The organism is Candidatus Magnetaquiglobus sp. (genome assembly GCF_058402785.1).
Map to the genome: position 1 here is coordinate 71,668 of NZ_JBZVFG010000013.1, position 12,083 is coordinate 83,750.

9 protein-coding genes are annotated in these 12,083 nt (G+C 63.3%); 2 read left to right on the forward strand and 7 right to left on the reverse strand.

Going from position 1 to position 12,083, the window contains the following annotated elements:
- Positions 1 to 94 precede the first annotated feature (94 nt).
- The gene (locus ACV4UY_RS06725) at positions 95 to 1,159 is read right to left on the reverse strand and encodes a glycosyltransferase family 2 protein (RefSeq protein WP_491606845.1); all 1,065 of its coding nucleotides are present in this window, start codon (positions 1,157 to 1,159) and stop codon (positions 95 to 97) included.
- A complete protein-coding gene (locus ACV4UY_RS06730) occupies positions 1,156 to 2,262 on the reverse strand; it encodes a hypothetical protein (protein WP_491606846.1) in 1,107 nt (368 codons plus the stop codon). Before ACV4UY_RS06730 ends, ACV4UY_RS06725 begins: the two co-directional genes overlap by 4 nt.
- Positions 2,263 to 2,405: 143 nt before the next feature.
- On the opposite strand from ACV4UY_RS06730, the gene ACV4UY_RS06735 reads away from it, so the two are divergent.
- Positions 2,406 to 3,461 (forward strand): HD-GYP domain-containing protein, encoded by a 1,056-nt coding sequence (locus tag ACV4UY_RS06735; protein WP_491606847.1) that lies wholly within the window; start codon positions 2,406 to 2,408, stop codon positions 3,459 to 3,461.
- An 8-nt stretch (positions 3,462 to 3,469) separates the two neighbouring features.
- Positions 3,470 to 5,437, forward strand: a complete 1,968-nt coding sequence (locus ACV4UY_RS06740) for an HAD-IA family hydrolase (protein ID WP_491606848.1) — start codon at positions 3,470 to 3,472, stop codon at positions 5,435 to 5,437.
- A gap of 8 nt (positions 5,438 to 5,445) precedes the next feature.
- Here ACV4UY_RS06740 and ACV4UY_RS06745 read toward each other — a convergent pair whose 3' ends face one another.
- From ACV4UY_RS06745 to ACV4UY_RS06765, 5 genes are all read right to left on the reverse strand, one after another.
- Positions 5,446 to 6,615 (reverse strand): lipocalin-like domain-containing protein, encoded by a 1,170-nt coding sequence (locus tag ACV4UY_RS06745; RefSeq protein WP_491606849.1) that lies wholly within the window; start codon positions 6,613 to 6,615, stop codon positions 5,446 to 5,448.
- A 6-nt stretch (positions 6,616 to 6,621) separates the two neighbouring features.
- Positions 6,622 to 8,751 (reverse strand): site-2 protease family protein, encoded by a 2,130-nt coding sequence (locus ACV4UY_RS06750; RefSeq protein WP_491606850.1) that lies wholly within the window; start codon positions 8,749 to 8,751, stop codon positions 6,622 to 6,624.
- Entirely contained in the window at positions 8,748 to 10,103 is a 1,356-nt protein-coding gene (locus ACV4UY_RS06755; RefSeq protein WP_491606851.1) for an efflux RND transporter periplasmic adaptor subunit, read from the reverse strand. The genes ACV4UY_RS06750 and ACV4UY_RS06755 overlap by 4 nt, the downstream gene beginning before the upstream one ends.
- Positions 10,104 to 10,106: 3 nt before the next feature.
- Positions 10,107 to 10,964, reverse strand: a complete 858-nt coding sequence (locus ACV4UY_RS06760) for an efflux RND transporter periplasmic adaptor subunit (RefSeq protein WP_491606856.1) — start codon at positions 10,962 to 10,964, stop codon at positions 10,107 to 10,109.
- Positions 10,965 to 11,091: 127 nt separating this feature from the next.
- Positions 11,092 to 12,083, reverse strand: a 992-nt coding sequence (locus tag ACV4UY_RS06765) for a putative Ig domain-containing protein (RefSeq protein ID WP_491606852.1), incomplete at its 5' end; no start/stop codon positions are given.

Here is a 12,083-nt window from a genome sequence, read left to right on the forward strand (position 1 = left end):
GAGAGGAAGCTCCCAGACGCTCTCTTTTTTTTCAACGGTAATTTGCATGATGGGAGGAGCCCCCCTCGGGAGTTCCATGGTAAAGGATTATGCCTCACAGTTGGTGCGGTTTGAACCGCGCCAACGCCAGTTGAATCAGAATCGTGAACGCATTCTGCCATCCTGCTACACGCACCATCTCGCGCAACAGGCGCAAGCGGTCCGCCAAACCATGCATGCCGATCAAGGCCCGCCAGCAACGACGCAAAACCCGCGCTTGCACCTGCTCAAGCTCCGATCGTTCCGGATCGTGGGCCATGCTTCGCTCAAAATGCTCCAGCAAACATAACCACACAAAATAGACCCCCGCCGTCTCCCCCGCCTTCGGCCACTCGGTGTGGATCAACCGGCGCACCGCCGTGACACGCGCCTCGTCCCAACTCAGATCCGGACAGAGCTTTTTCAACCGTCCCTGAACAATCCCCATGCCTGTCGCCTGTTGACTTGCATGCTGACGGACGCTGATGCGCGCGTCGTGATGGCGCAGCTCGATGAGGGGTTCTGCCAGATTGGCGGCGCGGGTTTTGAAGACCAGACGGCCCCACAGCTCGAAATCCTGGCCGTGACGGACGGATTCGTCATACGGGTTGGCCAGGAGCAACGCACGCCGAACCATCACCGAGGCGTGAAAAAACGGATTGGCGAACAACAGATGCCAGGCAATGGCCGGGTGACGGGACGGCACGCCTCTGGGGATGGAGTCGCGTTGGCCGTTTTCTTTGAGAATCCAGGCGGCACTGCCCAGCAACCCCACCTCCGGATGGGACTCCAGAAAGCGCAGTTGCCGTTCCAGCCGTTCGGGCAACGATCGATCGTCCGCATCCTGACGGGCGATCCAAACACCCCGTGCCAGGGCGATCCCCTTGTTCAACGAGCGGGTCAGACCCAGATTTTCCGCATTGCGCACCAGACGGATGCGTGGATCACGCCCGGCCCAGGCGGCGAGAATCCTCGGTGAAGCGTCCGTCGAGGCGTCGTCGATCAGCAGGAATTCGAAATCCCTCCAGGTCTGTGCCAGGATGCTTTCAATCGCCGCGTCCAGATGCGGGGCGCCGTTGTACACGCTGGTCAAGACCGTCACCCTCGGGGGCGGTTCGGCAGCGATGTCCGCCCCGTTCATGCCCGGAACGGCTTCCAGCCAGGCAGATCCCACGCCAGCAGTTCGACGCACATGGCCAATCCCCAGGTCAAAAGACAGGTGCCGTGAATATCCCCCTCGTTCAGACCACGGGAGATGGTGGCCCCATAATAGCCGCTCTGCGCCTGGCCAGGGAGATAGGAGAACCCCCCATCCGCAGCCTGATGGAGACGGATCCGATCCATGATCTCGACGAGGTGACCCTCGATCTCCGCGCGTCTGTGCCCGGTCTGACGCGCGGCGCGATGCAACACGTAGATCCAGTCCACCACATGACAGCCGGCGGGCGGCGGCCCCTGCAACAGACAGGTGTCGATGAGCCGTTCTGGATGGTGGATCGGCTCTTCCAGCCACTCCAGGGCGTTGAGCACCTTCATGGCGCCGTTGATCAACTGTCCCCGAGCCGGCGGGGTGGGTGGGGCGAAATAGGCGCCGCTCTCCGGATCGGCCTTGCTGGCCAGAAAACGGATCAGGGTCTGGCGCAACAAGGGCGCATCCACCTCGGGGAGCAGCGGTCCCTGACTTTGCACGAAGAGCGCGAGGATGGCGGTTTTGGCCCCGGCGGACCAGGGATGGTGCCAGTCGAGGCTTTTCAAGCGATTTTCCAAGGCGAGCGCATCGTGGGGAAAGCCGGCATACGGATAACGTGGGCTCTGCCCGGAGGCGGCCAGCGTGGCGATGGCCTGTTTGGTTTCGGCCAGGATGGCGTCGGTGATCGGATCCGGGATGGCCTGGCCCTTCAGGCGTCGTTTCAGCCGCGCCCGCCAGGTCGGGACCGGACGCGCGATGCCGGCGAGCAGAGCGGGATCGACGAAGGTTCCATCCGGACGTTGATAGGCGCGGATGAAGTCCAGCCAGGCGTTGCGTTCGCTTTCTGGCAGCGACTCCCAGAGCCCCAGGGCATCGAGAATCTTTTTGGCAAAGCAGGAAAAACCCAACGCGGCCCGTTCTCCGGCCAGAATCGAGCCGTGCGGGCAGGGGTTGTAGGCTCCTGGCTGGTCGCCACGGCGCAGGCTGGCGAGAAATGGCGGCAGTCGTTCCCGAACGGAGAGCAACCAATCGATTCGCATGGGGTCGATGCGCATGGAACACCTGGAAAAATGGTTTGGAGAAACAGGCGAAAAACTTGAATCCGGGCCGGATGGTCGTTATAGTTCGTGACGGAGAATGGTGAAATGAGTCTGTTGATTCAAGTCGCAACGCCGTCGTCGTCCAGGTGAATGATACCATGTCCCACGCCTTCGATTCCAGCCTGGATGCCGATCGTCATCAAGCCAGCATTCTGATCGTCGATGATCAGAAGCTCAACCTGATCGTTCTCAAGAGTCTGCTCAAACAACACGGCTACGTGAACGTCACCACCGTCGAAGATCCCCGCGAGGTCGAGGCACTCTGGAGCCGGCAACGGTTCGATCTGATGCTTCTGGATCTGGAAATGCCCAACCTGCCCGGCATCGAGGTGATGAAAATCCTTGAGCGCATCGGCCAGGATCCCTATCTGCCGATTCTGGTGATCACCGCCAACACCGAAGAAACCACCCGTCTCGAAGCCCTGTCCCACGGCGCCCAGGACTTCCTGAACAAACCCTTCAACCCCTCCGAGGTGATCTCGCGCATCCGCAACATGCTCTCGGTGCGCATTCTCTACAAACGCATGGAGGAGAAAATCCAGGAGCGAACCCGTCAACTCCACGAAACCCGCCTGGAGGTGATCCGCTGTCTGGGCCGCGCCGCCGAATACCGCGACAACGAAACCGGTCGTCACGTCATCCGCATCGGTCAGATCTCGGCGCTTCTGGCGCGGGTGATGGGACTCTCCGAGCACCATTGCGATCTGATCATGCATGCCACGCCGATGCACGATGTCGGCAAGATCGGCATTCCGGATCACATCCTGCTCAAACCGGCCCGTCTCGAGGTGGAGGAGTTCGAAATCATCAAGACCCATGCCATCATCGGTGGCAACATCCTGTCCGGCTATCGCGAGGAGCCACTCGTCACCGCCCGTACCATTGCCCTGACCCACCACGAAAAATGGGATGGTTCGGGCTATCCCAACCAGATCTCCGGGGAGTCGATTCCCATCGAAAGCCGTATCTGCGCGGTGGCCGATGTGTTCGACGCCTTGACCTCCTGGCGTCCCTACAAACAGCCCTGGAGTATCGACGACGCCGTGGAACACATCGTTCGCGAACGGGATCGGCACTTCGATCCCAGGGTCGTCGATGCCCTGCTCGACAACATGGAAGCCATCCGCTCGATCAAGAGCACGATTAGCGATTGAAAACACGCATGAACACACAGGAACAACGCGCCACGTCCATCCGGGTCGCGCCGGATCATCTCCGCATCGCCAACCGGATGCTGGTTCCAGCCGCCACCCGCGCCATCCTGTGGGACATGGACGGGGTGTTGATCGACTCGTTGGGGTTGGATTTCAAGATCTGCAACCAGTTGATCGAAGCCCACTTCGGACCCGGCAAGGCGATCGACGACCCTTTCATCCAGTCGATCTTCGCGCTCCATCCGCCGGCCTTCTGGGAGAAGATCTTCGCGGAACTGACCACCCGTCATGGGGTTCGGGCCGATGAGGCGACCCGAGCCGGGATTCTCGCCCGATACGAGGAGGCACGGGTCACCACGCCGTTCGAGCTTCTGCCCGGCATCGCCGAGATCCTGGCCGAAGCGCGTCGTCTCGGCCTGCGCATGGCGGTGGTTTCGAACAACACCGGCAACGATGTGCGGGCGATTCTGGAACGCTCCGGCATTCTGGCCTTCTTCGATCTGACCGTGGGCAACGACCTGGAGGGGTTCCGCAAGAAACCGGCTCCGGATGGGTATCTGCACGCTGCCCGCCTGCTGGGGGTGACGCTCGACCAGGCGGTGGTGGTCGAGGACTCCCTGCTGGGGCTCGAGGCGGGTCATGCCGCCGGATGCCACACGATCGCGGTGGCCACCGGCGGAACCCCGTTCGAGGTGCTGGCCGCCTCTGGACTGGCCCGTCAGGTTCAATCGGCCTTCACACCCCTGGAACTGGTCGTGGCGGGCGGGGATATCCGCGCCAAGCGCATCCTCACCCCGAATGACTTCGTCAGCCACATGGTGGAACACATCGCCTGGCGACTCGGGGTGGCGATCCGTCTGGATTGGAACAACGACCGCTGGTTCGAGCTGGGGCGGTTGTTGGGGGTCGAGCTGGCCCTGCTGCCGCGTCGGAACGCGCAAGCCGCCGCCCTCGGCATGATCGACGATGGCAGTGCCGAGATTCTGATCGACTGGAACAGCGCCGACCATGGGGCGGAATTCCTCTCCGGCGGCGGGGTGGATACGGGTTGGTTTCTGGCGCTGCGCTGCGAGCAGGCGGCTTCGGGTCGCCCGATGTGGGAGTTGATGAATGGGCTGGCGTTGGGGCTGGGCGCGCGGATCCAGGTGCGGCTTTGTTCCGCCGAGGATCCCCATCACGCCTGGGAGGGGATCTACCGCACCCTGGGAATCGCCCTGCGCCGGGTGATGGAACCGCCGGTCATCCCGGTGGTCGCGCTCCCGGACGTGCCGGCGGCCAAACCGGTGGAGAGCCGTTTCGTGCTGGAAGAGAAAACCGCCAGCCACTGCCGGGCAATCCGCGTGACCGCCGAGAGCGCCTTGAGTTTGAGCGTGGATTTTACCCGCGTCGGGGAACATCTGTTTCGGTTCGAGGTGGCCGATTCGATCCGCGTCGATGGCTTTCCGGCGCTGCTGGCGTTGCTCGCGGATCGGGCCGGATTCTCGTTGCGGGTCGAGTGTCGGGCTCTGGCGTTGAGTTCCAGCCATGTGGTGCTCGAGGATACCGCGTTGGTGCTCGGACGGGTTCTGTTCGAGATCTTGAAGATCCGCATGGAGGAGAGCGGGGTGAACGGCGCGGGATCAAGCGTGCGCACGCCCGAGGATCTGCATGCGCCGATTCGGGTCGGAATCAGCGTCGAGGGACGGAAATTTCTCTCTCTGGTGCCCCTCGTGGGGGATCATGCGGCGTTGCGGGAGGGTTTTCTGATCGGTCGCGAGGTGGCCGGAGGGATTCGTTCCGAGGATCTGGACGATTTTCTCGATGGGTTGGTGGGCGGCATGAGCGCCTCGTTGATGATTCATTTTGCCACCATCCCGGATCCCGAGGCGGGGTGGCCGATGATTTTTGCCCAGCTGGGGCGGGCGTTGGAGGAGGCCTTCGCCTCCAATCCGCAACGCAAGGGGATGCCGCCGGGAGTCAAGGCGACCCTGCTTTAGACCGGGGCTTACGGTGCCGCCGGACCATACCCGGTCAACTCCACGTAACCGACCCCGGCGATCGGCGCCCCCTTCGATCGACCACGCACCGTGACCGCCCCCTCCCAGTAGTGGAGCGCGGCATCGGCCAACTCCTGATCCACCAGACGCGGCGTCACCTCGAAGGCCAGATCATGCTCGGGCAGCTCGATCTCCCAGCCGGAAGGGTAGCGGTTGCCGGTTTTGGGACTTGTCCAGTGCCCGCTCTCCCGTTGCCGCCACTGGGATCGTGTCAGACGCACCGACCGGCCATCGGTCCCGATCCATGTGCCCTGGCTCGCCGGGTCGTCCTGGCCGTTTTTCAACCGCATGCGGTAGAACATCAGCTCCCGTCCGTCGTCGAGCTGCAAGGCGAACCAGTCCCAACCCGCCTGCTCCGGGGTCAACGCCGAGGTGCTCCACTCCCGATCGAACCAACTCGATCCCTTCACCACATACCGCTCTTCCCCGACGCGGATCTCCCCCGTGGTGGCCAGACGGGTCAACGAATAATAATACGAGGCCGCATCGCTGGTTGCACTTTTGCGGCTCAATCCCTGCTCCCCTTGCAACACCACCGGTTTGGTGGCCTCAAGCGTCAGCTCGAGGACGACCCCCTCCTGGGCGGCCACCAGCTTGAAGCGTGGCTGCTCCGGCGTGCCACCGTGGATGCCCAAGGACCAGTCTCCAAGCCACACCCGGAACGGTTCGACGTCAGCCCCCGCCATGCCGAGAGCCGGGCGGATCACCCGTTGAAAGTGATGAAAACGGCCTGATCCGATGTCGCTCAACGCCAGATGCCCCAGATGGATGGCGTTGGTGCGCCAGGCCGAGGAGCCGGGCGGGGGTGGGTCGGCCTGAAGCCCGATCCGGAAGAGGGTCAACTGATAGCCGAACTGGCGCTTGCCATCCGGGGTGGCGAGATTGCCGGTCACGTACCACCACTCCTGACGAAACGTCGGGTGTGGGCCGTGGTCGCGGGGAAAGTGGAAGGTGCGGTGCTCGCGGGCTTTTTCATGGCCGTGATCCCGCGACGTTTCCCCCAGAGCCGCGTCGATGGTCAGGGGGGCTGGGTTTGGCGGAACGGCGGGTGGGCGCAGCCAGAGTCCGAAAGCCAGCAGCACTCCCAGGAGTCCGAAGGTGGCGAGAAGGGGTTTCATGCCTTGTCAGAATCCGGTTTCGCGGATCCAGGCTTCCAGCGCCAGACGTTGGAAGCGGGTGAAGAGGTTTTCGGCCCGGTGATTCTCCACGAAAAGGGTACCGCGCAGGGTGTGGGGCGGTGGGGTGAATCCCGGTTCGGGTCGCCAGACAACCCGGTACAAGGCGGTGGTCGGTTGCCAGAAACCGCGCGGATCTTTTTTCACCGGGACGTTGCCCCCATGCTGGGTGAACAGTGCCGCCTCTTCGATGGAATCGCTCCCGACTGGCGCGATCGTTTCGATCGTGCCGGCAAGCGTCGGCCAGTCGATCCCCTCGGAGTGGAATCGTCCCGGCGCGCCCGGCGCGATGCGGGGAATGTCCACCTCGCGCACGTAGGCGGTGACCTGCCAGCTTTCGGGATCGGTGACCTCCAGCAGAGGCTCGCCTTGTGCCACCCAGAGTCCGGTCGTGATGGTCGGATCAAGACGCACGATCCGACCGGTCAGGGGGGCGCGGAGGGTGAGCTGGTCGAGTTGGCGTCGCAGTTCCCGCTGTTGGCTTCGTTCGACCTCCAACTCCTTGTCGTTGACCAGGGCCCGCTTGAGCAGCGCCGGCGCGCCACCGCGAAAATCGAGTTTCCACAGGGTCAGGTCGATCTTGTGACCGGCCACCTCCAGCTGGTTGGAAAGCTCCGGGGAGTCCAGACGGATCAGCGCTTGTCCGGCCTCGACCCGATCTCCCTCGGCCACGAGTCGTTCCGCGACGCGGGCGGCATGCGGGGCGTGCAGGGTGACGTGGCGGCTTCGTTGCAGCAGGGCCGGGGCTTGCGAGGTGCCTTTCCAGGGGATGAAACTCGTCAGGATCAACCCGGTGAAGATCCCCAACGTGATCATCGTGCGTCGATTGAGCCGCACCCCGGTTTCGGGTCGCCTCCAGATGGCCAGCTCCTGCCAGACCGGTCGCACCAGAAACCAACCGATTTCCACCGCCATGAGCAGAATCCCGAGCAGTTTGAAGAAAAGGTGATAGACCGTGAGGGCGATGCCCAGATAAAGAAAGAACCGGTAGATCCATGTCACCCAGGCAAACAGGATCAGCAATTGCCGTCGGTCGTGGAGCGCGGCATCCGGAAACGGGGCTTTCAGATCGAGCAGCCATTCGCGCAGCTTCCAGCGTCCCAGGCGACCGGCCCGTTCGTGGAGATTCTCGATGTCCAGCCAGTCGGAGAGCAGATAATAGCCGTCGAAACGCAAAAAGGGGCTGGCGTTGAGGAGCAAGGTGGAGATCCAGCTCACCGTGGCGATAAAAAACAGGGCATCCCGTGTTCCGCCCACCGGCAGCGCCCCCCACAGCAGCGCGGCCCAGGCGGTCAGCAACAGCTCGGAGACGATTCCCGCCGAGGCGACGGTCAGTCGTTTGCGCCGGTCGGCCAACTGCCACACTTCGCTGGTATCGGTGTAGAGCACCGGCAGGAGCATCAGAAACGCCACCCCGATGGTCGGCACCCGACAGCCGGCACGGATGGCGGCATAGGCGTGTCCGAGTTCGTGGATCGCCTTGGTCACCACCATGGCCAGGGCGATGAAGAGCGCTTCGGTCATGAAGTCGGTTTCGCCGAGGGTCGCCAGGGCCACCTCCCACTGACGGGAGATGGCATGCAGACCGAACAGGCCGGCCAGTGCGCTCATCCAGAAGAAAACCGGCGAAAAGCACCATTCGACCCACGGCAGGGTTCTTTTCAGCCATCGTTCCGGATCGACCAGAGGAATGCGAAAGAAAAGATAGGCATGCAGGATATGCTGGAACCAGGTCTGCTTGCCGGCCTTCACATGGCGTTGCATGCGTTCCACCCCGCCCTCGCCCTGGGGACGGAGCAGGTTGGCGCCGAGCAGGAAACGGATCAACTCCTGAACATCGGCGGGGGTGGTGTCGATCATGGTCTCCTCGGAGACCAGTTCGGCGATGCGGGTGGGACTGCCTCGACGCCAGCGGCATAGGATTTCGAACTCCCGCCAGCCGAGGCGGAAGAACTGGTTGTTGGCCGGATCGCGCAAGGTCCAGGTCGGGGAGCCGTCCCGGGCGGTGGGTCCGGGAAACAGATGCACCTCCTCGCGCAACGGCGGCGGACGACCGGCATCGGCGCCCGATTCGTTCACAGTCCCAACCGTTGCCGCAGCAGGGTGAGGGGATGGCGGAACAGGTAGTGGAACAGGGTGGTCCGCCCGCCCTGAATTTTCGCCGTGCCGCGCAGACCGATGCGGGGTGCGGGTTGTTCCTCCGCGAAGCGGGCGCGCACCGCGTGGGCGAGCACACCTTCGATCTCGCGCGCCTCATAGGCGACGCGATTGACGTGGCCGTGCCAGGTGGAAAGCGGGTCGAGATTGGGATAAAGGATCACCTCGGCATCCGGTTCCATGGCCATCACCTCGGCCACCGGCAGTCGGATTTCCATTTCGGCCCGATCGGGCGCGGCGATCTCCATGACCCGTTCACCTACCTGCACCGGTTTGCCCAGCCAGGCATGAACATCGTTGAACAGTGCCACCCCATCCCTGGGGGCCTCGATGCGGGTGCGGCGCAACAGAATCCGGATCCCGTCGGCCTCGGCGCGTTGTCTGGCGAGACGTTTTTCCAGGATGTTCTTCTGGATGCGGCTTTCGATATCGGTCACCGCGAGTTTCAAGATCTGGTGATACTCCTCCTCGAGGGTGGCGATGTTGCGCTCTTCCACCTCGAGTCTGCTTTTCAGGGGGGCCTCGTCGAGGGTGATCAACAGTTCTCCGCGTCGGACCATCTGGTTGGGTTGCACATGCACCCGTTCCACCACCCCATCCAGGGGGGCGCGGATCGGCGCCGGGTCCAGAGCCACCACCAATGCCGGAGCCAGCACCGATTGCCGCACCGGCAGCATCATCACCAGGCACAGCAGCGTCACCGCGCCCCAGCGCCATTGGGTGGACGGGGCGGAAAAGAGCGATTGCACGCGCCATCCCGGACCTCGGGAGCGATGGCGCAGCAACTCCCAGGCGTTGGCATGGCCGTCGGCGAGTTTGGTGAGCAGCTTGATTTCCGGATCGGTCCAGGGTACCGATTTGACCAGCAGCATCCCTCCCATCCGTTGACCGGCGCCGGTGATCAGAGGTACCCAGATGGCATGGGTGGGGAGCCACTGTTCCCACTCCTTGCCGTCGTCTCCGTCGATGTCGGCGGCGGTCAGTCTCACCGGCGCGGTCTGTTCGCGCCATTTCGGGGTGTTGAGAATGCGTGTCAGCCAGACGATGTAGGGCGCGCGGGCGTTCGGATCCGGGGATCCCGAAACCGCCACCACCTCTCCCGATCCCTTGTCCGCGTGTCGCCACAGCACCGCCTGGCGATAGGGGGTCATCAGATGGGTTTCGTTGACCACCAGAAAGCCGAACGAGGCTTCGTTTTCGGCGGCAAAGGCCCGTTTGTTCAGCTGCAACAGCGCGCTGAGGCCGAGAATCAGTTTTTCACCCTGGACAGGCATGCCTTATTCCACGGGTTTGGAGGGGGATGGCGCGGCATCGGATGATCCTGCCGGTTGCGTAAAGAGTGCCACGCCGCTCATGCCGGGCACCAGTTCTTCCGACGTGTCGATCGGTTCGCCGACGATTTTCACGGTCTGGCTCACCGGATCGACCTCCGCGCCCAGACGCAGCACCCGCGCTGGATAGGTTTTGCGGGTTTCGTCGATCTGGATGGTGAAGCGATCCTTGACCTTGAGCCACCCGAGCCAACGGGAGGGGACCACCATCTCCATCTCCAGGTGGCGGTGGTCGAGGATTTTCATGAGATTGTGTCCAGGGGTGACGAACTGGTGTTCGCGTGCCATCAGCGTGGCGACTCGTCCGGCGAACGGCGCCGAAACGCGGCAGCCGCGCAATCGAGACTCCTGGAATTTGACATCCGCCTCGGCCTGGGCCTGTTCGGAGCGGCTGGCATCCGCCTCCAGGGTGCCTACGGAGTGGAGTTGCGCCAGCCGTTGCATGACTTGATTCTTATCCCTGGCTGCGGTCAGGGCGGCGCGCGCCTTGTTGAACTGGGCGTTCAGGGTGGTGCAGTCAAACGCGATCAGCGTGGCGCCGGCGGCAAAGGTGTCGCCCTCCTTGAGCGGCAGGCTCTGGATGGTGGCATCCACCTGCGCGGAGATGGTGGTCTGGACGCGTGGCACCAGGTAGGCGCGGATTTCGGTCAACGGGGAGGCCGGGCGCGAGTCGGTGGTCGGCGCGGCGGGCGCGTTGGCGGCCAGCAGCGCACCGGGAAACGCCAGCATGGTCACGATCAACCAGGCTGGGAAAGAAAACGGGCGCGGCGGCTTGGACTCGGGTGCGAAGTTCATGGCGTCCACGGTGGTCAAGAGAACAGGTTGATTCCTGGTTCATGCAAGAAACGTGCTATCGCCATAAGATTTTCGCCAGGGAGGTCCAGGGTCGGGAGAAGAGACGCCCCGTCCATGCAAGCCGAAAACGCATGGGTTACCCTTTTCCCTCCTTGAGCATGCGCAACAGCTCCTGAGTCGCGGCATGGAACCCCTTGGTTCCGTGGATGTTCAACTGGTTGGTCAGGCCGGGCATGCCCCGTTCGTCGTGACTCCCCTCGGTGGCGCCATACCCCTTGACGCCCCGTTGATGCCTTCGATCATCCTCCCTGGGTTGCGGCATGACCCGTTGGGCATCCGACTCCCGCAGCGTGGTGCCGATTTGCAGCTCCAATCGTCTGGAACCGTTGCCGGATTCGGGCAAGGATTCCAGGTTGATCTCCTCCACGGATTGACTCCCCGCGATCGACCGGATCGCGCCATCGTCGGCATGGATGGCGTCGGATCGCTCCATCAGCAACTGGAAGGTGCTTTCCATGGCCCCCTGGTTCGGCGTGTTTGCCTTGATCTCCTGGGTCGGATCCGGAAAGACCGGTGGGGTGCCGAACGTATGCCGCCCATCGCGCAAGGCCGAAAACTGGAAGGGATCGGTCCCTTCTTCGATCAGCTGCGGTCGATGGGGCTCCTCGTCCCTGTCTTTCAGGTGGTGGTCCGATGGGGTGATCACCACGAGCGGTTCGTTGCGTGGTGGCGTGGGATCGCTCACCGGCAGGGGCTGTTGCGGGACCGTCGGCTCGCCGACCCGCGTCGGCGCGGGATCGATCACCAGGGTCATGGTGATCGTCGCGGAAGCCCCCGCTTCATCGGTCGCGGTGATTTGGATGGTATACGTTCCACGCGCCCCCTGGCCCGGCGTGCCGCTCAAGGTGTGGATGTCGGGATCGAAATGAAGGAAATCGGGCAACGCGTCCACGGCATAGGTCAAAACCGGACTGTCCACGTCGGCAAAGAAGAGGTGCGGATCCAGGGAGAGTTCCAGAAACGCCTCTTCCCGTCCACGCGGTTCCGGAAGGCTCCGGCCACTCCAGGCGGGCGCGTCGTTGACCGCGTTGAGAATAATCTGGCGCGTGGCCGTGGTGGTCAGCGCGC

Bases quoted from the DNA above. Each gene is read 5' to 3' on its own strand.
- ACV4UY_RS06745 (WP_491606849.1), bottom strand. From the start codon at position 6,615: ATGAAACCCCTTCTCGCCACCTTCGGACTCCTGGGAGTGCTGCTGGCT.
- ACV4UY_RS06725 (WP_491606845.1), bottom strand. From the start codon at position 1,159: ATGAACGGGGCGGACATCGCTGCCGAACCGCCCCCGAGGGTGACGGTC.
- ACV4UY_RS06740 (WP_491606848.1), top strand. From the start codon at position 3,470: ATGAACACACAGGAACAACGCGCCACGTCCATCCGGGTCGCGCCGGAT.
- ACV4UY_RS06730 (WP_491606846.1), bottom strand. From the start codon at position 2,262: ATGCGCATCGACCCCATGCGAATCGATTGGTTGCTCTCCGTTCGGGAA.
- ACV4UY_RS06735 (WP_491606847.1), top strand. From the start codon at position 2,406: ATGTCCCACGCCTTCGATTCCAGCCTGGATGCCGATCGTCATCAAGCC.
- ACV4UY_RS06755 (WP_491606851.1), bottom strand. From the start codon at position 10,103: ATGCCTGTCCAGGGTGAAAAACTGATTCTCGGCCTCAGCGCGCTGTTG.